Raw genomic sequence first — 23,389 nt, forward strand, 5'->3', positions numbered from 1 at the left:
GGAGGACGAGATATCATGACCACCCGCCTTCACCCCCACCAGCATGACCGCTATCGCCGGATGCCCCGCTATTTCTGGCTGTTTGCCGCCCTTCAGCTGCTGGCCGCCCTTTTGCTGGACAGCCCCGGCAACATCCTGCGGGGGCTACGCACCATCGTGTACACCGAGGACGCCCTCATCACCGACTACATCGCCGTGGCCGGGCCGGGGGCCGCCCTGTGCAACGCCGCCCTGGTCACCGCCATCACCCTGTGCCTGCTCTATTTCTCCAACGAGACCTTTAACGGCACCACCCAGCTGGAGGTGGGGCTGATGTCCGGCTTTGCTCTGTTCGGCAAGAATTTTGTGAACATCTGGCCCATTCTGGCCGGGTCCTTTCTCTATGCCCGCTTTCGCCGGGAGCCGTTGGGCACCTATATCCACATCGGCCTGCTGACCACCGCCCTGTCCCCTCTGGTCAGCTATATTGCCCTGGACAACGGCTGGGGAAACGTATATTCCGCCGTGGCGGTGGGGGTGCTCATCGGCTTTATCATGCCCCCCCTGTCCAGCTATACCTATCGCATCCAAAACGGCATGAATTTGTACAACGCCGGCTTTGCCTGCGGCCTGGTGGCCATGATCCTGGTGCCCCTGATGAGCTCCCTGGGGGCTGACCCCACCGTCCACTATAACTGGGCCACGGGGTATAACCGGCTGTTTGCCGGGATGCTGTCCGGCCTGTGCCTGGTGCTGATCCTGTGCGGGCTGTTCTGCTGCCGCAAGCCGGTGTGGGCCGCCTGGGCGGGCTATCGCCGTCTGCTGCTCACCAGCGGACGCTCCCCCAGCGACTTTCTGCGCATGTTCGGCCCCGCCCCGGTGCTCATCAACACGGGGGTGAACGGCCTGATCGGCATGGCCTTTGTCCTGGGCGGCGGCGGAGACTTGAACGGCCCCACCATCGGCGGCATTCTCACCATCATGGGTTTTTCCGCCTTTGGCAAGCACGCGGCCAACATCATCCCGGTGATGGCCGGGGTGTTCCTGGGGGGAATGGTGATGCACTGGTCCCTCAGCGACCCGTCGGTGCAGCTGGCCTGTCTGTTCTGCACCACCCTGGCCCCCATCTCCGGCTATTTCGGCTGGCCCTATGGCCTGCTGGCCGGGTTTCTCCACTCCTCCGTGGTGCTGTACACCAGCTCCCCGGTGGCGGGGATGAATCTGTATAACAACGGCTTCTCCGGCGGACTGGTCGCCATCGTCCTCTATCCCCTGATCATCGACGTGGCCCAGCGGCGGAAGGCTGTGCTCCAGGACCAGGACTATTTTCAGCCCATGGTCCACGACGAGCCCATCGTCCCCCCTGCGCCCCATACCCTCTCCGAGGAGGAGAGCCGCTAAAGATACGAAAAACCGCCGGATGCAGTGTTTCAAACGCTGAAGTGACCCCCAAAAGTTAGACAATATTTTGAAGTAAAAATTGTTCAAGCAGCCGAAAGGGCTTGCTGTCTGTGAATTGCAGGCGGCAAGCCCTTTAGCTTTGCCTTGATGCGGCGGTTGTTGTAGTAATCCAGATATTCGATCAGTTCCAGTTTGAAGTGTTCCATGGAGCGGAACTCCTGCAAATACAGCAGTTCACTTTTGAGTAAGCCGAAGAAATTCTCTATCACGGCGTTGTCCAGACAGTTTCCTTTCCGGCTCATGCTCTGGCGAACACCTTTCTCCCGGAGCATCTGTTGGTATTGTTTGTGTTGGTACTGCCAGCCCTGGTCAGAATGGAGAATCAGGTTTGTTCCGGCCGGGATCTTTGCAAACGCCTCGTCCAGCATGGTGGTTACCATGCTGAGTACAGGACGATCCGATATGGTGTAACTGACCAGATCGCTGCTGCACAGATCGAGAATCGGGGACAGATAGAGCTTCTCTCCAAACAGGCTGAACTCCGTCACATCCGTGACCCATTTCTGATTCGGCTTTTCGACATGAAAATCCCGATTTAGCAAATTTGGTGCAATTTTGCCTACTTCTCCCTTGTAGGAACGATATTTTTTCATCCTGACACGACAAACTAAGCCCAGCTTCTTCATGAGCCGCTGGACAGTCTTGTGGTTCACAGAGAATTTACGCTTGCGAAGTTCTGCCGTGATCCGGCGATAGCCGTACCGGCCCCTGTTTTCGTGGTAAATTGCTGCGATTTCTTCCTTAACAGATGCATATTTGTCTTCTCTCTGCATCTGCTTCAAATGATAGTAGAAAGTTGCACGGGGCAGCTGAGCGATTGAGAGCAGAATACTGAGTGCGTGTTTTTGCCTTAGCTTCTGAACTACCAGCGTTTTCTGCGCTGGCGTCGCTCGTCTTCCAAAACCAAGGCTTGCAAGTTTTTTAGGTAATCGTTCTCCGCACGCAGTCGCTGCACTTCGGCCAGCAGATCTTCTTCCACCTGCTTCGGCAGCTGCTTTGGCGGACGACCCTTACTGCTGCGGCCACGCCGTTCGATGGCTAACCCTTCCGGCCCTTCTTCCAGGTAGATTCGCTCCCATGATTTGATTCGATCTCTACTGTTTACCTCAAATCTACGGCAGGTTTCGCTGTAACTCAATTTCTCTTTCTGCATGGTTTCAATCACCAGTTTTTTGAATTCCGGCGTATATCGTTTGTTTGGTACTCCTTTTGGCATAGCAAAACACCCCACTTGTTAGATAGTATACCATACTGTCTAACAAATGGGGTGCAGTTCACGCTGCATCCGGCGGTTTTTTTATTGTCTTTTCTTTCTCAGTCCCGGGCCATGTAGTCCCGGACCTCCTCCGGGGTGGGCATGACGCATAGGGCCCCCTTCCGGGTAGTGACCAGAGAGGCGGCGGCGTTGGCAAAGGTGAGCATCTCATGCAGCCGGTCCTCGTTCAGGCCGTCCAGGCCATATTTCAGCACAAAGTGCAGGGCGCAGCCGCCGAAGGTGTCCCCCGCGCCGGTGGTCTCGATGGTCTTTTCCGTGAGTTTGGGGGGCGCGAACACCGTCTGTCCCCGGAAGAAGGCCTTGCTGCCCCCGGGGCCCATGGTGGCCAGCACCAGGGGTATGGGGTGGCGCTGGAGGAGTTTTCCCACTCCCACGTCGATGTCCGTCTCCCCGGTCATGAATTCGATCTCGTTGTCCGAGATCTTCAGCACGTCGCACTGGGACAGGCCGAAGTCGATCTCCTCCCGTGCCCGGTCCAGGCTGTCCCACAGGGGCGGGCGCAGGTTGGGGTCGAAGGAGATGAGACAGCCGTGGGCCTTGGCATAGGCCAGGGCGGCCCGGGTGGCGCTGCGGACGGGCTCCCCGGTGGAGGACAGGGTGCCGAAGTGGAACACCCGGGATGAGGCGATCTTCTCAAGGTCCACCTCGTCCTCCCCCAGCATCAGGTCGGCCCCGGGCTTGCGGTAGAAGGAGAAGTCCCGCTCCCCGCCCGGCTGGGTGTGGACAAAGGCCAGAGTGGTGGGGATATTCTCGTCCACCCGCAGGCCGGACACGTCCACTCCCACGCCGGACACCCGTTGGCGGAGCATGTCCCCGAAGGCGTCGCGGCCCACCTTGCCCAAAAAGGCGGTCCTATGGCCCAGCCGGGCCAGCATGGCCAGCAGATTGCAGGGGGCCCCGCCGGGGTTGGCCTCCAGCAGGGGGTTCCCCTGGGGACTCAGGCCGCTCTCGGTAAAGTCGATGAGCAGCTCCCCCAGGGCGGTCACGTCAATGGTTCGTTCCATGTTCACTCCTCCTCATTCCGATCAGTCCAGGCCGGGCAGCCGGTCCAGCACCTGAAGCCCTAAGGCGGTCAGTTTCTCTCTGGCCCCGGCGATGTCCGCCACCTGGCCGATCACCTCCGGCTGGTGGGCGTCCAGGGCGATGATGGCCTTGCAGCCATATTGGGCGGCGATGGCCCAGAACTCGTCGCTGGTATAGCCCCAGCCCTTGGACTCCCCCCGCAGCCGGTGCCCCGCCAGGTTATATTCCAGGGGCAGGTCCAGTTCCCGGGCACGGCGGCATAAGATCTCGCTCATGTTCCGGGCGTGGGCGTCAAACTTGGGATAGCTCTTTAAAGGCAGGTCCGGGTGGCACAGGCAGGCGAACAGCCCGCTCTCCATCCCCGCCAGGGCCACGTCGGTATATTGTTCCAGCTCCTCCGGCGTGGTGGCCGCGGCGAACTGGGGCCACCCCTCCTCGTTGGGGGGATAGTGGACCCCCAGGATGAGATACTCCAGCCCCAGCGCCTCCTGCTGCTCTTTCAGCCAGGGGAGATAGTCGGGAAAATACTCGCACTCCGCCCCCAGGTGGATGGACAGCCGCCCGGCGTACTCCTCCTTCCGCTTTAAAATGGAGGCGGCGTACTCGGGCATCTGGCTGGCGTCCATGCGGACGGGGCTGACAAAGCCGTCAGAAAAGGGCCAGGCCACGTGGTCGGTAAAGCCCAGCACCTGATAGCCGCTGTCCACGGCCTGCTGAACATAGTCCCGGTCCGTCCCCCGGGCGTGCTTGCACCGGGCGGTGTGGGTGTGATAGTTGGTAATGGGAAAGGCCATAGGGAAAACCTTCTTTCTTTACTCCTTTACTCCAAAAGCGGCTCGATGTTTTGCAGCAGCTGGTCGATATAATAGATGGCCGCCCCCAGCACGGCGGCGTTGGGGCCGTAGCGGCTTTGGGTCAGGCAGATGGGCAGCTCGGGGAAGGCGGTCTGCCGGTGGATATACTCGGTGAGCCGCTCCATGTCCTCCCCGGTCAAAAACTGCTGCAAATAGCCGCCGATAACGAATTTGCAGTCCACCAGCATCCGCATGTTGTCCATGGCCAGGGCCAGGTTCTGGAGATACTCGTCCCACACCTGGCGGCACTGCCCGTCCCCCGCCCGCAGGCGCTGGAAGAACAGCTCCACGGGAAAGCCCGTGGCCCGGCGCAGGCTGTTGGCCGAGCAATAGGCCTCCACGCAGCCCTTTTTGCCGCAGTAGCAGGGCTCTCCCCCGGGAAAGAGGGTCATGTGCTCGATGATGCCACTGCCCTGCTGGACCTTGCCGTCCACCACCAGGGCGCCGCCCATGTTCCGGTTCAGCACCAGATAGATGGCGTCCCGAATCTCCTGATTGTGCCAGAACTCCGCCGCGGCGCCCACCTCGGTGTCGTGGAGCAGGCGGCAGGGATAGGGGATATACCGCTGGAACATCTCCCGGGTGACCCCGTTGTTGTTCAGGATGGCGCCATACACCACCCGCTCGCCGTCGGCGGACACCAGGCCCTGGATGGCGATGCCCACCCCCAGCACCCGCTCCTTGCCATAGGGCAGATGGGCCATCAGCCCCCGCACCAGGCGGCCCACCTGCTGGTAATAGCCGTCGCTGTTCTCATAGGGCAGGGGGTGGGTCTCCTCCCGCAGCACCTCTCCCAGCAGGTCCACGGCGCACAGCTGCACGCTCCCCTCCAGAATGGCCACGCCCACGGCCACCCGGGCGTCCTGCACAAAGCGCAGCACGTGGGCCTTTCTGCCGCCGGTGGACTCGTAAAACCCGTCCCGGCGGACCACCCCCGCCCCCTCCAGCAGCTTCAGGTTCTGGGACACGGTGGGCATGCTCAGCCCCAGGGCCTGGGCGATGGTCTGCTTAGAGGTGCGCTGGTTCTGATATAAATAGTCAAAGACCTTTTTGCAGTTTTGCTTTTTGATCTCAGTGGTGGTCAGACTCTCGTTCCCGTTCATAGGGTGTCCTCCAACTTTTGCAAATGTAGTTTCCTTATAACTATAGCATAGCCGAGCAAAATTTGTAAATAAAAATTTCATCACGGCCCGTCCGTTCCCGATTTTCTCGCTCCGGCATAAACAGTTACTGTCTATATTCTATTTTGTGCCTCCCGCCGCCCCCTCCGTCCGCCGGTCCTTCATGAATATTGCACAACTAACTTCAAAAAATCTTATGCTGTTTGCATGGTTGTCAACTATCCTGAAATGTGCTATCCTAGTTACAAACTTAAGTAAAGTTTCTTTTTATAAGTATCAGGCCCCTTTGTTCTTCCCTCAGCCGGTTTTCCCGTCTGCGGCGTCGCGTCGTTTTGAAAGGAGACGATCCCATGAATGGAAGTTATTTTTTAGGAAACCAGTCCTTTGAGGTCCGGCCCCTGCCGGATCAACAGCCCGGTCCAGGCTGCGTCCGGGTGCGGGTGGCCGCCTGCGGCGTGTGCGGCACCGACGTACACATCTACCACGGTGGAAAGGGCTCTGCCGACGTAAAGCCCCCCGTGGTGCTGGGACACGAGTTCTCCGGCGTGGTGGAGGCCCTGGGCCCCGGGGTGGACACCCTGGCCCTGGGGGACCACGTCACCGTGGACCCCAACATGTACTGCGGTAAGTGCCACTACTGCCGCATCGGCAAAAAGCAGCTGTGTACCGGGCTTCAAGCCTATGGCGTGAACCTGAACGGCGGCTTTGCCGAGACCTGCGTGGTCAAGCAGGAGCAGTGCTATCGCCTGTTCCCCTCCGTCCCCCTGAAGTATGGGGCCATGACCGAGCCTTTGGCCTGCGCCGTCCACGGCATTGACCGGGCCAACATCCGCCACGGGGACACGGTGTGCGTCCTGGGCGGCGGCGCGGTGGGCCTGATGATGGTCCAGCTGGCCCGCATGGCCGGGGCCAGCCAGGTGCTGCTCAGCGAGCCGGTGGCCATGCGCCGGGAGATTGGCCTGCAAGTGGGCGCGGACGCGGCCATCGACCCGGTGAACGAGGACCTGGCCGCCCGGGTGCGGGAGATCACCGGTCTGCCCGGGGTGGACGTGGTCATCGAGTGCGTGGGCAACGCCATCGCCATGAAGCAGGCCTTTCAGATCTGCAAGCGGGGCACCACCATCCTCCTCTTCGCCGTTCACCCCGTGGACGAGCTGGACCAGTTCAGCCCCTTTGACATCTATAATAAGGAGCTGAATATCGTGGGCTCCCTCATCAACCCGGACACCCACGACCGGGCCGTCTCCCTCATCAACCACGGCCGCATCCAGCTGGAGCCTCTGCTGACCCACTTCTTCCCCATGGACCAGCTGGAGCAGGCCATCCTGACCCAGATGGGCAGCGAGTCTATCAAGGTGCTGGTAGAGCCCAACGGCCATGTCTAAGTCGATGGTTCTCTCCGGCCCCATGTCCGCCCTCCGGTCCCGCTTTGGGGACCGGGAGGCCATCCGCCGCATGGCCAAGGCCGGGTTTGACGCGGTGGACTATACCTTTAATGAAATGGTCTCTGACGACTGCGTGTGGAACACCCCCCGGTGGGAGGAGTACGGCAAGGAGCTGCTGACCCTGGCCCGGGACCAGGGCGTGTTCTTCAACCAGGCCCACGCCCCCTTCCTGTTCGACTGGGATCATGAGTGGCTCACCCCCGCCTTTGAGACCAACATCCTGCCGAAAATTCACCAGTCCTTCCGCTGCGCCGCCCTGCTGGGCATCCCCCGCATCGTGGTCCACCCCATCCACCACATCCGCTATCGGGGCAACCAGGCCATGCTGTGGGACTGGAACCAGGAGTATTACCACCGCATTCTGGCTCTAGGCAAGGAGTGCGGCGTGCAGATCGCACTGGAGAACATGTGGCAGACCGACCCCCTCCGGGGCTGCGGGGACAGCGACGTATTCTCCACCCCGGCGGAGTTCCGGGACTTCCTGGACTCCCTCCGGGACCCCTGGGCCTGCGCCTGTGTGGACGTGGGCCACGCGGGGCTGGCCGGGGAGGACCCGGCGGAGCTGCTGCGCACCCTGGGGGGCGGCAGGGTGAAGGCCGTCCACATCCACGACAACGGCCACAGGGCCGACGACCACACCCTGCCCTATCTGGGCAAGCTGGACTGGAACGCCATCACCCGCGCCCTGGGGGAGATCGGCTATGCGGGGGACTTCACCTTTGAGGTGACCAACTATCTCACCCCCTTTGACGACGCCCTGGCCGACCAGGCCCTGGCATTTCAGGTGACGGTGGGCCGCCATCTCATCCAAAAGGTGCAGGCCGCCCGCCGGGGGAAGGAGGGGCAGTGACATGACCGGCCTTTCCATAGCATTGGAGCTGGAGTGTTTTGTGCGCATCCTCATGGCCAGCCTGTGCGGCTGCATGATCGGCTATGAGCGCACCCGCCGCCTGAAGGAGGCCGGGGTGCGCACCCACTGCGTGGTGGCCTGCGGGGCGGCCCTGATGATGGTGGTGTCCAAATATGGCTTTGCCGACATCATCCAGAACGGGGTCTATCTCTATGGCTCCGACGGGGTGGATGCCTCCCGCATCGCCTCTCAGGTGGTCACGGGGGTGGGCTTTCTGGGGGCCGGGGTCATCTTCCGCACCGGCACCTCTGTCAAGGGCCTGACCACCGCCGCCGGCATCTGGGCCACCTCCGCCGTTGGCCTGGCCTTTGGGGCGGGGCTGTATCTCATCGGCTGGCTGACCACCGTCTTCATCGTGGCCATCCAGTTTTTGATGCACAAGCTCCACATCGGGGCGGACGCCTATACCAACCAGGACATCACCCTGCAATTTCACGACTGCCCCCAGGTGAAGGAGCAGCTGTTCAGTATGCTTCAGGAGCGGGGGGCTCTTATCTATGGCTGCTCCACCAAGCGGCTGGACAGCGGAGACATGAGCTATCACCTGTGCATCCGCATCCGCCGCCCCATCCAGGCCGCGGAGTTCCAGGCCATGATGGACTCCTACCCCCAAATCACCGCGTTTTCTGTTTGATTTTAGAATACCAGCTGTACGTTTTCCTTCCTTTCGTACAGTTGGTATTCTTTTTGTGTCGTTTTTATACAGAGACTCCCGTATTCCCGTCGTTTAATGTTGGATTTAAGAAAATATTCGTGTTATTTAGTGTGAAATTTCATCTTAAATTCGTTGATTTTTACACGAATACTTGTTATACTATACTCAGCACCTTCAAGGAGGTCTGAGTATGTATCGAAAAATCGTTGGTTTTTTGGAAGCGTGGAAAGATAGTGAACATCGCAAGCCCCTGATCCTACAGGGCGCAAGGCAGGTCGGAAAGACCTATTCCATTCTGGAGTTTGGGCGCACCCACTATGAAAACGTGGCCTACTTCAACTTCGAGACCAATCCAAAGCTGAACGAGACCTTTGCGGAAAACATCAGCCCCGACTATCTGATCCCGATCTTGTCCCACATCGCAGGCCAGACCATCGTAAAGGAAAAGACACTGATCGTATTCGACGAGGTGCAGCTCTGCGAACGGGCGCTGACCTCCCTCAAATACTTCTGTGAGGACGCCCCTGACTATCACATCATCGTCGCGGGCAGCCTGCTGGGCGTTGCGGTCAACCGGGCGAAGTTCTCTTTTCCTGTGGGAAAGGTGGATATGAAAACGCTGTATCCCATGGATATGGAGGAATTCATGCTGGCCCTGGGCGAGAACGAGCTGGTCGCGCAGATCAAAGAGTGCTTTCGCACCAATGCACCGCTGCCCTCTGCCCTGCACGACGCCGCAATGCAGCTTTACCGGCAGTATCTTGTGGTGGGCGGTATGCCGGAGTGCGTGATGCAGTTTGTGGAGACGAAGGACCATATCCTTGTCCGCCATACGCAGGACACGATCCTTGCCAGCTATCTCAACGACATGAGCAAGTATAACAGCCTGAACGAGATCAAGAAAACCAGACTTGCCTATGACAACATCACCGTTCAGCTCTCCAGGAAGAATACCCGTTTCCAATATAAGCTCATCAAAAAGGGCGGACGGGCCGCTGAATTTGAAAATGCCATCGAATGGCTCTGCCTGTCTGGTATCGTGTCACAGGTCTATAAAGTGGAGCAAATCAAAAAGCCCCTGGAAAACTACCGCGACATCGATTCGTTCAAAATTTATGTGTCCGACCTGGGGCTGCTGTGCGCCAAGAAAGATCTGGCCGCCAATGACGTTCTCTATATGGTGGAGGAGATCAACGACTTTAAGGGCGGCATGGCGGAGAACTATGTCAATGTGCAGCTCACCATCAACGGCTACCGCACCTATTATTGGGAGTCTGAGCGCGGCGCCGAGATCGATTTTATCATTCAGCGCGACGGCCAGCTCATCCCCATCGAGGTCAAATCTGCCGACAACACCAAAGCCAAGAGCTTGAATATCTATATGAAGGCCTATCAGCCCGCCTACGCCATCAAGCTCTCTGCAAAGAACTTCGGCTTTGAGGACAACAAGAAGATCGTTCCGCTCTATGCCGCATTTTGCATCTGAAATCGATGACTCCCCGCACTCCCGCTTGACCTTTGTCCCCGTTTATACTATAATGTGGGAACAGTTTCTTCCATCGGTTTCCGGTGTTCCGCCCCGGGTCCTGTCCGGCGGCGCGGTGCTGCGATTTTTGCCCTGCCCAAATCTCCCTTTGGGCAGGGCTTTTTCCCGGAAGCCATCTTAAGAAAGGACGCGCTTATGAAAATCATCATTACGGGCAGCGGCAAGGTGGGCTTTACCCTGGCCGAGCAGCTGGTGCGGGAATCTCACGACGTAACTATTGTAGATTTAAAGGAGGCCGCCCTGCGCCGGGCTGCCGACATGCTGGACATTATGGCGGTACAGGGCAACGGCGTATCCGCCAACGTGCTGCGGGAGGCCGGGGCGGACAGCGCCGACCTGGTGGTGGCCACCACCAATTCCGACGAGGTGAACATGGTCTGCTCCCTGGTAGCCAAAAATCTGGGGGCAAAATATACCATCGCCCGCATCCGCAACCCGGAGTATAACAGCACCCTGGCCGAGCTGCGCAAGGACCTGAAGATCGACATGGTGATAAACCCCGAGCGGGCCACCGCCCTGGAGATCTCCCGCCTGCTCCGCTTCCCCTCCGCCGCCAATATCGAGTCCTTCTGCCGCGGCCGGGTGGAGCTGATGGGCTTTCGCCTTCAGGAGGGGGACTTTCTGGTGGGCTCCTCCCTGCGTACCCTGTCCAGCGGGGTCAAGCGGCTGTCCCTGCTGTTCTGTGCCGTAGAGCGGGAGGGCACTGTGCTCATCCCCAACGGCTCCTTTGTGCCCCGGGTGGGGGACAAGCTCTATCTGGTGGGCCAGCCGGACAGCCTGGACCAGTTCTTCCGCCTGCTGGGCCGCTATGCCCCCAAGATCCGCCGGGTGTTCCTGGTGGGGGGCGGCAAGATCTCCAACTATCTCATGTCCCTGCTGGAGAACACGGGCATCCAGGTAAAGGTGGTGGAGCGCCGGGAGGACCGGTGTCGGGCTCTCCAGCTCCAGCACCCCAAGGCCACCGTCCTCTGCGGCGACGGCACCGACCAGGAGCTGCTGGAGTCGGAGAATCTGTCCGCCTGCGATGCCTTTGTGGCCCTTACCGACCAGGACGAGGACAACATCATCATCTCCCTCTATGCCAAGCAGATGGGCCTTTCCAAGATCATCGCCAAGTGCAACCGGCTCAACTATGCGGGCATCGTCCACTCCGTGGGGCTGGAGAGCGTTTTGTCCCCCAAGTTCATCACCGCCTCCCACATGCTGCGGCTGGTGCGTGGGCTGACTAACTCCCAGGGCAGCGTGATGAACGCCCTCTACCGCATCGCCGACGGCGGGGCGGAGGCCATGGAGTTCACCGTCAGCCCCAACACCCGGAACCTGGGCGTGGCCCTGAAGGACCTGCGGCTCAAGCCCAACATCCTCATCGCCGTGCTGGTGCGGGATCAGGAGATCATCATTCCCGAGGGCTCCACCGCCATGCAGGCCGGGGACCGGGTCATCGTCATCTCTAAGGACAGCGGCATCCGGGATCTAAACGACATCTATCGGGACGAGGTCCCCGTGGGGGGCGCGCAATGAACGTAAAGCTGGTTTTCAAGGTCCTGGGCCATATCCTGCGCATCGAGTCGGTGTTCTTCCTGCTCCCGGCAATCGTGGCCCTGATCTATGGGGAGAGCCCCCTGCCCTTTCTCCTCACCGCCCTGCTCCTGCTGGGGGTGGGCCAGGGGCTGTGCCGGTTAAAGACCAGCCCCCACTTTTTCACCCGGGAGGGCTTTGTGGCCGTGGGCCTGATCTGGTTTGCCACCTGCCTGTTCGGGGCCCTGCCCTTCTGGTTCAGCGGCAGCTTCCCCTCCTTTGTGGACTGCGTGTTTGAATCGGCCTCCGGTTTCACCACCACCGGGGCCTCCATCCTCACAGACATCGAGTCTATGCCCAGGGGTGTGCTGTTCTGGCGCTCCTTCACCCACTGGCTGGGGGGCATGGGCGTGCTGGTCCTTGCCACCGCCGTGCTGCCCTCCATGGGCATCCGCTCCCACTATCTCACCCAGGCAGAGACCCCCGGCCCCGTCTTTTCCAAGCTGGTGCCCAAGCAGTCCACCACCTCTAAAATCCTCTACAGCATCTACTTCGGCCTTACCGTGGTGGAGACGGTGCTGCTGAAGATCGCCGGGATGCCCTGGTACGATGCGGTCATCCACGCCCTGTCCTCTGCCGGCACCGGCGGCTTCTCCAACCGGAACGCCAGCGTGGGGGCCTATGGCAGCGTGGCCATCGACCTTATTATTACCGTGTTCATTCTGCTGTTCTCGGTGAACTTCGCCGTGTACTTTTTGCTGCTCACCCGCAAGTTCCGGGATATCTTGGCCAGCGACGAGCTGCGCTTTTTCCTGACGGTGGTGGCCGGGGCCACCCTGCTCATTGCCTGGAACATCCGGGGACTGTACCCCTCCTTCGGCCAGGCCCTGCGCTATGCCGTGTTCCAGGTGGCCTCCATCATCTCCACCACCGGCTTTGCCACGGCGGACTTTACCCTGTGGCCCCAGCTGTCCCATCTCATCCTGATCCTGATCATGTTCTGCGGGGCCTGCGCCGGGTCCACCGGCGGCGGCATGAAGTGCTCCCGTATTCTGATCCTGGGCCGCTCTCTCCGGCGGGAGATCCACCGCATTGTCCATCCCCGCTCGGTGGAGGTGGTCACCCTGGATGGCAAGGTGGTGGAGGAGGACACCATCCACTCGGCCCTCACCTTTGTAGGGAGCTATTTTCTGGTCATTCTGGCCGGGGCCCTGATCATCTCCCTGGACAACTTCTCTTTCTCCGTCTCTTTTTCCGCCGCCCTCACCTGTGTGAGCAACGTGGGACCCGGGCTGGAGCTCATCGGCCCGGCGGGGAACTTCTCCATCTTCTCCCCCCTGTCCAAGCTGGTCATGGCCCTGTGCATGATCGTGGGGCGGCTGGAGATATTGCCCGTGCTGGTCTTGTTCAGCCGTAGCACCTGGCGGAAGGGGTGAAGTTTCCGCTTATCCGGTCCCCGTTCCATTTAAGAGAACACTTACAAAAATTTAAAAAGTATTAGTGTGCAAGTAGTTTAAAATGTTCACTTGCAATTTGCGTGCTATATGGTAAAATAACAACATAACATAGCGCTAGGGTCCTAGCGGCTTTTTTTAACCCTTCCCTAGCGCAGGCAAGAATCGAAAGAAGTAAGTAAAAGAGGAGAGTGCAAGTTTTGGACAATTATTTCTGGATCGGACTTGTCGGTGCGGTGGCAGCCTTGCTGTTTGCCATCCTGCAGCGGCAGAAAGTCCTGGCCTTCTCCGAAGGCAACGACACCATGAAGAAGATCGCCTCCGCCATCCGTCAGGGCGCTAACGCCTATCTGCGTCACCAGTACACCACCGTCGCCAAGGTGTTTGTGGTGGTGTTCGTCATCCTGCTGGCTCTGGCCTATTTCGGGATGCTGGACAACTGGTTCATTCCCTTCGCCTTCCTGACCGGCGGCATCTACTCCGCCCTGGCCGGCTTCGTGGGCATGCGCATCGCCACCGCCGCCAACTCCCGTACCGCTCAGGCCGCCAGCGAGAGCCTGAACAAGGGCCTGAACGTGGCCTTCTCCTCCGGCTCCGTCATGGGCTTCACCGTGGTGGGCCTGGGCCTGCTGGACATCTCCGTCTGGTTCCACATCCTGAAGTATGTGGCTCACTTCGACGCCGCCAAGATCGCCCAGACCATGGTCATGTTCGGCATGGGCGCCTCCTTCATGGCTCTGTTTGCCCGTGTGGGCGGCGGCATCTTCACCAAGGCCGCCGACGTGGGCGCTGACCTGGTGGGTAAGGTCGAGGCCGGCATCCCCGAGGACGACCCCCGCAACCCCGCCACCATCGCCGACAACGTGGGCGACAACGTGGGTGACGTGGCCGGCATGGGCGCTGACCTGTACGAGTCCTATGTGGGCTCCATCCTGGCCACCTTCGCCCTGGGCGTGGCCGCCTATCCCGACAACAGCTGGTCCGCCATGCTGCTGCCCATCTCCCTGGCCGTTGTGGGCATCCTGTGCTCCATCGCCTGCTCCTTCCTCATCCGCACCAAAGAGGGCGCTTCTCAGCGCGAGCTGCTGGGCACCCTGCGTAAGGGTACTTACGGCGCCGCCATCCTGGCCGCCATCCTGGCCGCTCCTCTGACCTACTTCACCGTGGGCAACTGGGGCGTGTACGTCGCCATCCTGTGCGGCCTGATCGGCGGCTGCGCCATCGGCTACTTCACCGAGTATTACACCTCTGACACCTACAAGCCCACCCAGGTCCTGGCTGACGCCACCGAGACCGGCGCCGCCACCACCATCATCGGCGGTCTGTCCCTGGGCATGATGTCCACCATCGCCCCCATCCTGATCGTGGGCGCTGCCGTTATTATCTCCTTCCTGGCTGCCGGCGGCTCTCTGGCCACCGCTTCCGAGAATTATGCTGACCTGTTCTCTAAGGGCCTGTACGGCATCGGCATCGCCGCTGTCGGTATGCTGTCCACCCTGGGCATCACCCTGGCCACCGACGCCTATGGCCCCGTGGCCGACAACGCCGGCGGCATCGCCGAGATGTCCGGCCTGGGCGAGGAGGTCCGTGAGCGCACCGACGCCCTGGACTCCCTGGGCAACACCACCGCTGCCACCGGCAAGGGCTTCGCCATCGGCTCCGCCGCTCTGACCGCTCTGGCTCTGCTGGTCAGCTATGTGGACATCGTCAAGTCTAAGATGGACCACGCCCCTGACCTGTCCCTGACCAACCCCGCCGTTCTGGTGGGTCTGTTCGTGGGCGCTATGCTCACCTTCGTCTTCGCCGCCTTCACCATGAGCGCCGTGCAGCGCGCCGCCCAGTCCATCGTGGTCGAGGTCCGCCGCCAGTTCCGGGAGATCACCGGCATCATGGAGGGCAAGACCGATCCCGACTACGCCAGCTGCGTGGGTCTGTGCACCAAGGGCGCCCTGAAGGAGATGGTCAGCCCCTCTCTGCTGGCCATCGTGGTCCCCATCGCCACCGGTCTGATCCTGTCCGTTGAGGGCGTTGTGGGCCTGCTGGGCGGCGTGTCCGTCACCGGCTTCGCCATGGCCGTGTTCATGTCCAACGCCGGCGGCGCTTGGGACAACGCCAAGAAGTACATCGAGGCCGGCCACCACGGCGGCAAGGGCAGCGACAACCACAAGGCCGCCGTTATCGGCGACACCGTGGGCGACCCCTTCAAGGACACCTCCGGCCCCTCTCTGAACATCCTGATCAAGTTGGTCTCCACCGTTTCCATCGTGTTCTCCGGCCTGATCGTGAACTTCCACCTGCTGTAATTCTGCTGCAAACGAAACGCTCTGTCATTGCTAACGCGCCCGCCCCGTCTGAAAACCAGACGGGGCGGGCGTTCTTTTGTCTTCTCTGCCGTTGTTTCTGATCGTTTTACTGGATATGCTCCTCCACGCAGTTGTCCACCACGGGAAAGCCCATGCCGCTGCGCACCCCCGTGGGGTAGTCGGCCATGCTCATCCCGTCAAACCGAGCGCACAGCCGCCCCTGGGGGCTCAGCCGCAGGTCGTTTAATAGACCGGGGCTGGATTTGTGGGAACGGGGTTTTTTCTCTGGCATTTCGTTCACCTCCACCCCTTAATATGCGCCGCCGCGGCCCGGCTACTCCCCACAGCATGAACAGCGCCTCGGGACCTGAATCGTCCCGGGGCGCTGCCGCCGTTTCGTCTCTTATTTGTCCTTCTTCATGGAGGCACCGATCACATAGATGACCATGCTGCCGATCACGCCCTGGAGGAAGGGGAAGCCCACGGGGATCAGCTTGATGATGGCATATCCCGCCAGCCAGGACACAACGCCGATGACGTTGAAGCCCTTTTTGTGCTGATACTTCTTCGGGTCGCCCCGCTTCACGATCCAATAGTCTGCAATGATAATGCCCAGCATGGGGATCATAAAGTCGCCCATAAAGGTGAGGTAGTCAGAGAAGTAATTGGAGAAGCCCATCATGGCCAGTATCGTCCCCAAAACGCCGGTGGCCAGGGTGGCGACGGCCCGCTTGTCGTCCTTCAGGTGGAAGACCATCACCGCGCTCAGCCCGCCCGCATAGGCGTTGTTGGTGTTGGTGGTCCAGGTCGCCGCGATCAGCACCAGCATCCCGATCACAGGCAGGCCGATGTCGCTGAACACCATGGTGATGTCATACTGGTTGGCCACCTTGGTCATCACCGCACCGGCGATGACCAGCAGCGCACCGGCGGGAAACACGCCGAACACCGTGGACAGGATGGTCTCTTTTCTGCACTTCTGATACCGGGTCACGTCGGCGGACACCAGACAGCCAGAGGCCATAAAGCTCATGGTCATCACAATGCCCTCCGTCATGGACATGCTATAGCTCTCTGGGGGGGTGTTCAGATTGGCGGTTCCAAACTGGTTCAGCGCCATGATACAGCCGCCCACCACCAGGATAAACAGCGCGGGAACGGCGATCTTATTCAGGATATCCATGGCTTGGATGCCGTATACCGCCGTGACCAGCATGATCATTCCCCACACGGCCATAGAGACCGCAACTGGCACCTGAACGTGAAAGGCCTGGGCACACAGATTGGAAAAGGCACTGCCACACACCGCAGTCTGCACAGCAAACCAGCCCACCGAGGTTATCATCTCGAACATGCTGACAAAGAACTTGGCCCCGTGTTCACCAAAGCTGGGAACGGCGGTCATGCAGGTGGGCAGTCCCAGGTCGCTGCCGATCATACCCATCAGGGAAAACACCACGCACACCAGAATAAAGCCGATCACGCCGGACAAAATGGCATCCCGGGTGGACATTCCGCTGACCAGCATCTGCCCCAGCATCAGGCTGGGCACGCAGATGACCACGCCCGCCTGGATAAAGGCCACATCCAGCCATTTTTTCCGTGCCTCCTGCGGCACCGGACTGAGCGCCAGACTTTCTACGCTCGATTTTTTCTCACTCATAACTCTGCTACCTCCACTTTTTATTGTATATCTTTTGAGCTTTTCGCTCAGACCCTTCGTTCAAAATTTCCGCTGACCGCCACGCCGTCGTCCCGTATCACAAAGGCGTTTGGATCTATGGTATAAATAATGTGCATAAAGCTGTCGATCTCATATTTGTTGATTACCGTGACCAGAATGTTGGAAGCCTCTCCCGTATAGGCCCCCACGCCCCGCCACTCGGTGACACCTCGGGCCGTCTTACGCATGATGTCCTGATCGATCCCATTTTTCTTTGTAAAGATCATCAGCCGGACATTGATGTTCTGAAAATGGGTCTGGTCCATGATCTTGGCATAGACCGCCATATAGAGCATGGAATACAGCACGGTCGGCACATCAAACAGCAGCAGGAACACGGCAAACAGCACCGCATTTACCAGAACCGTCAGTTTTCCAACGCTGAACCCCGGGACGGCCTTGCTCAGCCAGACGCCGACCACCTCCAGGCCGCCAAAGGAGCCCCTGGCCGTCAGTGCCAGGCCGATCCCGCCGCCGCTGACCAAGCCGCCCACCAGGACCGAAGCCAACTTGTCGTCCAAAACCGGGGCCTGCGGCACGGGGACCGCAGCCAGAAACAGGCTCAGCCCCAAAATACCGCATACCGTTTTACAGAAAAATTTCCGGCCCATCTGCCGCCAGGCCAGCAGCAGAATGGGGACGTTGGACAAAAGATACAGCAGACCATATAAGTTCAGTCGCTGTCCCAGGATGGGAAACAGCCTTGTCAAACCCAGACTGAGCAGCTGCACCACGCCCACCATGCCGCCGCTGTACAGTCCCAATGGGACGATGAACCAGTTCAGACCCACCGCATACAGCCCACAGCCGATAAACAGGGCGGCATATTGCGTCCACCCGCGCTCTAACAAACTTGCTTTCATGCTTTTTCAGTGCAGCAGCTTGTCCAGCGCCAGAATATAGATCTGTGTCATCTTCTTCAGGCTATCCAGGCTGAGACACTCGTTGGCCTGGTGGGCCAGTTCCGTCTCATAGGGAAACAGCGGTCCAAAGGACACCGCATTGGGAATGGACCGGGCATAGGTGGCTCCTCCGATGGAGAAGGCGTCATGATCCATGTCTCCCGTCACTTCCCGATACGCCTGCATCAGCTTTTGGATCAGGGGGGCGTCTTTGGGAACATACAGCGGGTCCATGGCAAGGGCCTCTGCGTAAGTAAACCCGGCCTGCTTCAGGGCCGCGGCCATGCTGTCCAAGATCTGCTGGTGGGTAAAGGTGGCCGGATAGCGGGCGTTGGCTTTGAGCATGATCTGATCTTCTTTCAGCTCCAAGGTCCCCACATTGATGGTCATCGCCCCGGACAGATCATCCCGGAACGCACATCCCAGCTTCTCTCCCGTATAGTCCAGACCGATGGCCCGCTCATAGGCACTGAAAAAGCGCTGGATGGAACAGGTCACACCGGACTGATACAGTCCGTGGATCAGGATGCTGATGGCGTTTTTCCCCTTTTCCGGTTCCATGGCATGGGCGGAAACGCCCGTGCTCTCCACCAGACAGCCGTCTTCTGTATCCGTCACTGTCAGCCCGCTTTGCGCCCGCAGCAGTTTCAGCGCCACATCTCTATGCTCCTGCGGGATCTGCAAGCGGCAACTGGCACTGCTGGCCACCACATTTCGCCCACTGCCGCCAGTCAGCGAGAGCACCCTGGCCACAGCCCCGTCCATCGGCTCCACCGGGAAGGACAAATCAAAGTCGATCAGGCCCTTTTCACAGTTGACCATGGGGAAATAGCCGTCCGGCACAAAGGAACAGTCAGGCAGCCGGGTCGCATGCTTTACATAGTACTCGATGCACCGCAGGCCCTCCTCCTCATCCGTGCCCACGATAAGGCGGATGCTGTGGTCCTGGGGCAGCAGTCCGTTGTCCCGGATGTACTTCATGGCATACAGGCTGCTGATGACCGGCCCCTTGTCGTCGGAAACGCCCCGGCCAAAGACGGTCTCTTCCCGCTGAGTCATCTGAAACGGCTCGGTATTCCAGCCTGCTCCGGCCTCCACCACGTCCAAATGGCCCAGAATACCGACCATCTTTTCCCCGTGGCCCAACGTAACCTCTCCGGCATAGCCGTCGTAGTCCACTGTGTCCATGCCCATCTCCCCGGCTATGGCCAGGAATGTGTCTAATACCTTTCTATTGTTCTCTCCAAACGGTGCTCCGGGCCGTGCGCTGCTCTCGTCCAGCACAGATGGGACTGCGACCAGTTTTTTCAGGTCCTTTACCATTTCGGGGAGGTTTTGCGTGATGTATTCATCTGGTTTCATGTGGGAACGCCCTCCTTTGCCCATATTGTACCGGTTTCGCTCCCTTTCGTCTTTGTATTTTTTTCAAAATGAAAATTTAAATTTTAAAATTATTCCAGCGACTTTCTTTCGTTTCTTTTGTAGAATCAGGCTGTCATCTGCGAAAGGCACAGAGCGTGATCGATTCGTATGCTCCGCCTCTGTGTTTAAAACAAAGGAAAGGACTGACCAATATGCTGCATTTTGAATTACAGCGCGCCTCAGACAAGCTTATCCGCGAAGTGTTCGCCGTGAAGAAGGACGAAGTCGTCGTGATTACCGCCGACACCGGCTCTGATATGGAGCTGGTCCACGCTGTGGCCTCCAGCGTCTATGCCGCCGGAGCCAAGCCCATGGTCATCACCATCGTCGCCCCCGACGGCGTCGGCAAAGCCGCCGACCCCGGCATCCCCGTGGACTGTCTCACCGGTGCGCTGCTCCACTGCGATGTGTGGATCGAGTTCAACCACCAGTGGCTGCTTTACTCCACTCCCTTCGAGCGTGCCCTGGATGGCAATAAGAAAATGCGTTATATGTGCCTGGTGGACTTTGACTGCGCCCTGCTCACCCGCGTTGTGGGCAAGGTAGAGACGCCCCAGCTGCAAAAGTTTATGACTGCCGTGGCCAATATCCACGAAAACGCCCGCGAGGTCCATGTGACCACCCCCGCCGGGACCGACGTCTCCTTCCTCATCGACCCGGAGCACGTGATGTCCAACGACTGCGGTGACGCCTCTCAGCCCGGAATGCACTTCCTCACCGGTCAGCTGAACGTCATTCCCCAGTTCGATACCATCAAGGGCAAGATCGTCTTTGACGGGACCATCACCCCGCCCTTCGGCAAGGTACCCGACGCCCCTGTCACCCTCTATGTGGACCAGGGCCGGATCCAGCGCATCGAAGGTGGCCGCGCTGCCACAGAATATGAGCAGTGGCTGGCCTCCTTTGATGACGAATACATGTTCCACATGGCTCACATCGCCTATGGCTTCAACCCCGGCGCCGTTCTCAGCGGCAACATCTGCGAGGACGAGCGGGTGTGGGGCTGCACGGAGTGGGGTATCGGCTATGTCAGCCCCACCGAGGCTCCCCCCGTGGGCATTCCCGCCAAGTCCCACACCGACGGCATCTGCCTGAACTCCAGCGTCTGGATCGATGGCCGCCAGATCCTGGACTGCGGCAAGGTCTGCGATCCCGAGCTGATTGCTCTCTCCCCCGTCAAATAACGTATTTCCCCTCTTCCCCTTCTTCCCCCAGCCCTTTCCGGGCTGGGGACTTTTTATGCCCGGAACAGAAAAACGCCCGCCAGCACCCCGGCTGACGGGCGGACCACTTCTTCCTTACTCCTGCAACAGCGTGCGCAGCTTGGCGGCCAGGGCGATGGTCTCGTAAAAGCGCACCTGGTCTTCCTCCATCCCCAGCGCGCCCTTCACCCGGTTCAGGCGATAGCGCACGGTGTTCACATGCTGACCGATCTGCCGGGCCGTCTGGCCATAGTCTCCCGCGTTGGCCACAAAGGCCTCCACCGTCCGCAGCATCTCGGGCAGGCCCTCCCTGGACACATGGCTGGCGATGGCCTCCACATAGGCGTGGTAAAAATCCTTTGCCTCCTGGCTGTGGTGCAGGGCCAGCAGCAGATGCAGGGAGCGCATCGGCTCATAGGTCTGCTGAGAAATGTGCATGGCCACCGCCGTTTGCAAAGCCTTCTCCCCCTCGGCCAGGGTGCGCACCGCCTCGTCCACCGGGTAGATCCGGCTAAAGCCCACGTGGAAGGCCGAAAAATAATTTTTCAGGTCGGCACAGACCGCGTCCGACTTGTTTTTCAGGTCCTTTTCCCGGGCGGCACTGAGCAGAAACACGATCTGCTTGCCCACCACCAACAGGTCCTCCTTCAGGGAGAGGTAGTTCCGCTGCATATCTAGGGCTGCGATTTTGGAATAAAAGCTCCCCTGCACATACATTGTTCTCACATGGTCGGCTATGCCCGGGATCAGCTCCCGCAGCATGGCCTGCTGCTCCGCCTGGGTCAGATGCCCCAGCTTCAACTGCTCCAGCTTCAGGCTGTTCGTGGTGTTGGAGGTCCCCATGGAGAGATAGCGGTTGATCCGCTTCATGATGGCCGAGTACGGCACGCTGCGCCCCAGCAAAAGCACCGGGAACTCCTTCTCCTCGCACAGCCCCTTGATCCGCTCGTCTATGACAGACAGCTTCCCCGTGGGCACTACGATCAGCCCCGCGCAGCCGTGGCTGTCCAAAAAGTTCAGAAAATCCACCAGGCTCTCGCTGCCCGGCTGAAACTGCTCCAGGCAGGAGAGAAAGATATCTCCGCTTGAAATGATGCCGCTGTTCAAAATATCCTCGTGATAGGGACAATCGAACACCGACACGCTCTGGACGATCCGGGACAGCCCCTCCCGTCCGGCCAGGACCTCGGTCCCGGAAAACAGCTCATCTGTCAGCAGCTCATAAACGCTGATTCCCATGTACACACCCCTTCTCCGCTTTCTGTCTCCTTTGTTTTCTACGATACCACAGTTCTTTTTTCGACACAAGGGAAAAGGCCCCCGGGTCGGCTCCGTGGACAAACACGATCACTGATTCCAGGGAAAAGGATGGAAAAACCGGGCGGCTCGTTTTTGGGACGGAGCCGTCCGGTCTTTCCTCTTATTATATTATACCGCCAGGCTGATCTTGATGGCGCGGTCTACCTGCTCCTGGGTCTTGTCATCGATGCTGGCCAGCCAGCTGCGCAGGCGGGCTTTGTCGATGACGCGCATTTGTTCGGCCAGGACGATGGACTCGTGCTCCAAGCAGCCTATATAAACGTGGGTAGGCATGGGCTTTTTCGTGCGGCGGTCAGTGGTGATGGGCAGGACGATGGTGGTGGTGGAGAAGCGGTTGCCCACGTCGTTCTGCACGATGAGGACGGGGTGCATCCCCCGCAGCTCCGCGCCGCAGCTCTCCGCGGGCAGGTCGGCGTAGTAGATCTCGCCCCGCAGGACCTTCTTCAGCTTCTTCTCGGTGGTCTTATTGGTCTTCATATGTACTCCTCCTAAATTTTTTCTGTTCCCGCCCCCAGCAGGGGGCGGGGAAATATGCGCTCTCTTGTGTTCTCTTAAAACTGCCCGCTGAACATGCGGCGGGCCTTGAATTGCAGGCGGCGGATGTCCTTTTCCAGGCCGGACAGATTGCCCAGGCGGAAGAGCAGCTCCCCTTTGACGTCCTTCTCCCGGATCTGGCCGACGTAGTCGCGGCGGCTGTCTGCGCTGTTGGGGCGGTTGTCCCCCAGGACGAAGACGCAGCCCTCCTCCACCGTGATGGGACCCTCCTCGTCGCCGGTGTAGTAGCTGTCGGCGACGATGTAAGGCTCGTCCAGGGGCTGGCCGTTGCGGTAAACCACGCCGTTGGGCCCGTCGATCTGAATGACGTCCCCCTCCAGGCCGATGACCCGCTTGATCAGCAGCTCCCCCTGCCGATCCTTGCAGGCCACGATGTCGCCATAGTCCGTGTGGCGGCCCACCCGCTGGAGCACCACCAGGTCCCGGTTTTGCAGGGTGGGTTCCATGGATCGTCCACTGACAATGGAGATGCAGAAGAACACCCGCGTCAGCGCCACGGTGAAGCCTGCGGCGATCATCACGCACATGACCATGTCAAACATCTCTCCCAGCCACTCCTTCCACGCTCTCCGCCGCATGATGTCATCCAGGGCGTCGCTCCAGAAATCGCTCTCGTTTTCTTCGTTTTCGTTCTTGTCTTTCCTGTCGTCCATGTAAATTTCCTCCTGACTTGATCTGTTGGCCGGGTCATTTCCCGCCCTCTACTACACATCGGCAGGA

At 59.7% G+C, this 23,389-nt stretch carries 21 protein-coding genes; 9 read left to right on the forward strand and 12 right to left on the reverse strand.

The window, feature by feature from the left end:
* Positions 1–15 precede the first annotated feature (15 nt).
* Entirely contained in the window at positions 16–1,380 is a 1,365-nt protein-coding gene (locus tag ACSAMP_RS01590; RefSeq protein WP_441796219.1) for a DUF1576 domain-containing protein, read from the forward strand.
* Positions 1,381–1,463: 83 nt separating this feature from the next.
* Here ACSAMP_RS01590 and ACSAMP_RS01595 read toward each other — a convergent pair whose 3' ends face one another.
* From ACSAMP_RS01595 to ACSAMP_RS01615, 5 genes are all read right to left on the reverse strand, one after another.
* A complete protein-coding gene (locus tag ACSAMP_RS01595) occupies positions 1,464–2,309 on the reverse strand; it encodes an IS3 family transposase (protein WP_457799222.1) in 846 nt (281 codons plus the stop codon).
* On the reverse strand, positions 2,303–2,656 hold the full coding sequence (locus ACSAMP_RS01600; protein ID WP_457799214.1) for a transposase: 354 nt from the start codon (positions 2,654–2,656) through the stop codon (positions 2,303–2,305). The genes ACSAMP_RS01595 and ACSAMP_RS01600 overlap by 7 nt, the downstream gene beginning before the upstream one ends.
* Positions 2,657–2,754: 98 nt before the next feature.
* Positions 2,755–3,720 carry a carbohydrate kinase family protein gene (locus ACSAMP_RS01605; protein WP_457799277.1) on the reverse strand — a complete coding sequence of 322 codons (966 nt, stop codon included), beginning with the start codon at positions 3,718–3,720 and terminating at the stop codon, positions 2,755–2,757.
* Between the two features lie 21 nt (positions 3,721–3,741).
* Positions 3,742–4,533, reverse strand: coding sequence for a histidinol-phosphatase (locus tag ACSAMP_RS01610; protein WP_457799278.1), 792 nt, complete (start codon positions 4,531–4,533; stop codon positions 3,742–3,744).
* A 26-nt stretch (positions 4,534–4,559) separates the two neighbouring features.
* Positions 4,560–5,696 carry an ROK family transcriptional regulator gene (locus ACSAMP_RS01615; RefSeq protein ID WP_441796222.1) on the reverse strand — a complete coding sequence of 379 codons (1,137 nt, stop codon included), beginning with the start codon at positions 5,694–5,696 and terminating at the stop codon, positions 4,560–4,562.
* Between the two features lie 368 nt (positions 5,697–6,064).
* On the opposite strand from ACSAMP_RS01615, the gene ACSAMP_RS01620 reads away from it, so the two are divergent.
* From ACSAMP_RS01620 to ACSAMP_RS01650, 7 genes are all read left to right on the forward strand, one after another.
* Positions 6,065–7,099 (forward strand): zinc-dependent alcohol dehydrogenase family protein, encoded by a 1,035-nt coding sequence (locus tag ACSAMP_RS01620; RefSeq protein WP_441796223.1) that lies wholly within the window; start codon positions 6,065–6,067, stop codon positions 7,097–7,099.
* A complete protein-coding gene (locus ACSAMP_RS01625; RefSeq protein WP_457799279.1) occupies positions 7,092–8,009 on the forward strand; it encodes a sugar phosphate isomerase/epimerase family protein in 918 nt (305 codons plus the stop codon). The genes ACSAMP_RS01620 and ACSAMP_RS01625 overlap by 8 nt, the downstream gene beginning before the upstream one ends.
* Before the next feature lies 1 nt (position 8,010).
* Positions 8,011–8,703: an MgtC/SapB family protein gene (locus ACSAMP_RS01630; protein ID WP_441796225.1), complete on the forward strand. Its 693-nt coding sequence runs from the start codon at positions 8,011–8,013 to the stop codon at positions 8,701–8,703.
* A gap of 211 nt (positions 8,704–8,914) precedes the next feature.
* Complete coding sequence (locus ACSAMP_RS01635) at positions 8,915–10,210, forward strand: ATP-binding protein (RefSeq protein WP_457799280.1); 1,296 nt, start codon at positions 8,915–8,917, stop codon at positions 10,208–10,210.
* Between the two features lie 195 nt (positions 10,211–10,405).
* Positions 10,406–11,791: a Trk system potassium transporter TrkA gene (trkA, locus tag ACSAMP_RS01640; protein ID WP_457799281.1), complete on the forward strand. Its 1,386-nt coding sequence runs from the start codon at positions 10,406–10,408 to the stop codon at positions 11,789–11,791.
* Entirely contained in the window at positions 11,788–13,224 is a 1,437-nt protein-coding gene (locus ACSAMP_RS01645; RefSeq protein WP_457799282.1) for a TrkH family potassium uptake protein, read from the forward strand. Before trkA ends, ACSAMP_RS01645 begins: the two co-directional genes overlap by 4 nt.
* 218 nt (positions 13,225–13,442) lie before the next feature.
* On the forward strand, positions 13,443–15,545 hold the full coding sequence (locus ACSAMP_RS01650) for a sodium-translocating pyrophosphatase (RefSeq protein ID WP_457799283.1): 2,103 nt from the start codon (positions 13,443–13,445) through the stop codon (positions 15,543–15,545).
* 106 nt (positions 15,546–15,651) lie between these two features.
* On the opposite strand, the gene ACSAMP_RS01655 is transcribed toward ACSAMP_RS01650, so the two are convergent.
* From ACSAMP_RS01655 to ACSAMP_RS01670, 4 genes are all read right to left on the reverse strand, one after another.
* Entirely contained in the window at positions 15,652–15,837 is a 186-nt protein-coding gene (locus ACSAMP_RS01655) for a hypothetical protein (protein WP_457799284.1), read from the reverse strand.
* Positions 15,838–15,948: 111 nt separating this feature from the next.
* Positions 15,949–17,208 carry a cytosine permease gene (locus tag ACSAMP_RS01660; protein ID WP_457799285.1) on the reverse strand — a complete coding sequence of 420 codons (1,260 nt, stop codon included), beginning with the start codon at positions 17,206–17,208 and terminating at the stop codon, positions 15,949–15,951.
* A gap of 47 nt (positions 17,209–17,255) precedes the next feature.
* On the reverse strand, positions 17,256–18,119 hold the full coding sequence (locus ACSAMP_RS01665) for a YitT family protein (protein WP_457799286.1): 864 nt from the start codon (positions 18,117–18,119) through the stop codon (positions 17,256–17,258).
* An 18-nt stretch (positions 18,120–18,137) separates the two neighbouring features.
* Positions 18,138–19,532 carry a Sapep family Mn(2+)-dependent dipeptidase gene (locus tag ACSAMP_RS01670; protein WP_457799287.1) on the reverse strand — a complete coding sequence of 465 codons (1,395 nt, stop codon included), beginning with the start codon at positions 19,530–19,532 and terminating at the stop codon, positions 18,138–18,140.
* Positions 19,533–19,744: 212 nt separating this feature from the next.
* Here ACSAMP_RS01670 and ACSAMP_RS01675 point away from each other — a divergent pair, with 212 nt between their 5' ends.
* The gene (locus ACSAMP_RS01675) at positions 19,745–20,776 is read left to right on the forward strand and encodes a 2,5-dihydroxypyridine 5,6-dioxygenase NicX family protein (protein WP_457799288.1); all 1,032 of its coding nucleotides are present in this window, start codon (positions 19,745–19,747) and stop codon (positions 20,774–20,776) included.
* Positions 20,777–20,890: 114 nt separating this feature from the next.
* On the opposite strand, the gene ACSAMP_RS01680 is transcribed toward ACSAMP_RS01675, so the two are convergent.
* From ACSAMP_RS01680 to lepB, 3 genes are all read right to left on the reverse strand, one after another.
* Positions 20,891–22,033, reverse strand: coding sequence for a PucR family transcriptional regulator (locus ACSAMP_RS01680; RefSeq protein WP_457799289.1), 1,143 nt, complete (start codon positions 22,031–22,033; stop codon positions 20,891–20,893).
* 189 nt (positions 22,034–22,222) lie between these two features.
* Positions 22,223–22,591, reverse strand: a complete 369-nt coding sequence (locus tag ACSAMP_RS01685) for a type II toxin-antitoxin system PemK/MazF family toxin (protein ID WP_457799290.1) — start codon at positions 22,589–22,591, stop codon at positions 22,223–22,225.
* Between the two features lie 74 nt (positions 22,592–22,665).
* The gene (gene lepB / locus ACSAMP_RS01690; protein ID WP_457799291.1) at positions 22,666–23,322 is read right to left on the reverse strand and encodes a signal peptidase I; all 657 of its coding nucleotides are present in this window, start codon (positions 23,320–23,322) and stop codon (positions 22,666–22,668) included.
* Between the last annotated feature and the right edge of the window lie 67 nt (positions 23,323–23,389).

It is taken from the genome of Flintibacter sp. SJQ-8 (genome assembly GCF_054108085.1).

Excerpts from the sequence above, each read along its gene's own strand:
- ACSAMP_RS01615 (WP_441796222.1), bottom strand. The coding sequence starts at position 5,696 with ATGAACGGGAACGAGAGTCTGACCACCACTGAGATCAAAAAGCAAAAC.
- trkA (WP_457799281.1), top strand. The coding sequence starts at position 10,406 with ATGAAAATCATCATTACGGGCAGCGGCAAGGTGGGCTTTACCCTGGCC.
- ACSAMP_RS01660 (WP_457799285.1), bottom strand. The coding sequence starts at position 17,208 with ATGAGTGAGAAAAAATCGAGCGTAGAAAGTCTGGCGCTCAGTCCGGTG.
- ACSAMP_RS01600 (WP_457799214.1), bottom strand. The coding sequence starts at position 2,656 with ATGCCAAAAGGAGTACCAAACAAACGATATACGCCGGAATTCAAAAAA.
- ACSAMP_RS01610 (WP_457799278.1), bottom strand. The coding sequence starts at position 4,533 with ATGGCCTTTCCCATTACCAACTATCACACCCACACCGCCCGGTGCAAG.
- ACSAMP_RS01625 (WP_457799279.1), top strand. The coding sequence starts at position 7,092 with ATGTCTAAGTCGATGGTTCTCTCCGGCCCCATGTCCGCCCTCCGGTCC.
- ACSAMP_RS01645 (WP_457799282.1), top strand. The coding sequence starts at position 11,788 with ATGAACGTAAAGCTGGTTTTCAAGGTCCTGGGCCATATCCTGCGCATC.
- ACSAMP_RS01605 (WP_457799277.1), bottom strand. The coding sequence starts at position 3,720 with ATGGAACGAACCATTGACGTGACCGCCCTGGGGGAGCTGCTCATCGAC.
- ACSAMP_RS01670 (WP_457799287.1), bottom strand. The coding sequence starts at position 19,532 with ATGAAACCAGATGAATACATCACGCAAAACCTCCCCGAAATGGTAAAG.
- ACSAMP_RS01675 (WP_457799288.1), top strand. The coding sequence starts at position 19,745 with ATGCTGCATTTTGAATTACAGCGCGCCTCAGACAAGCTTATCCGCGAA.
- ACSAMP_RS01685 (WP_457799290.1), bottom strand. The coding sequence starts at position 22,591 with ATGAAGACCAATAAGACCACCGAGAAGAAGCTGAAGAAGGTCCTGCGG.
- ACSAMP_RS01620 (WP_441796223.1), top strand. The coding sequence starts at position 6,065 with ATGAATGGAAGTTATTTTTTAGGAAACCAGTCCTTTGAGGTCCGGCCC.
- ACSAMP_RS01680 (WP_457799289.1), bottom strand. The coding sequence starts at position 22,033 with ATGGGAATCAGCGTTTATGAGCTGCTGACAGATGAGCTGTTTTCCGGG.
- ACSAMP_RS01655 (WP_457799284.1), bottom strand. The coding sequence starts at position 15,837 with ATGCCAGAGAAAAAACCCCGTTCCCACAAATCCAGCCCCGGTCTATTA.
- ACSAMP_RS01630 (WP_441796225.1), top strand. The coding sequence starts at position 8,011 with ATGACCGGCCTTTCCATAGCATTGGAGCTGGAGTGTTTTGTGCGCATC.
- ACSAMP_RS01635 (WP_457799280.1), top strand. The coding sequence starts at position 8,915 with ATGTATCGAAAAATCGTTGGTTTTTTGGAAGCGTGGAAAGATAGTGAA.
- lepB (WP_457799291.1), bottom strand. The coding sequence starts at position 23,322 with ATGGACGACAGGAAAGACAAGAACGAAAACGAAGAAAACGAGAGCGAT.
- ACSAMP_RS01590 (WP_441796219.1), top strand. The coding sequence starts at position 16 with ATGACCACCCGCCTTCACCCCCACCAGCATGACCGCTATCGCCGGATG.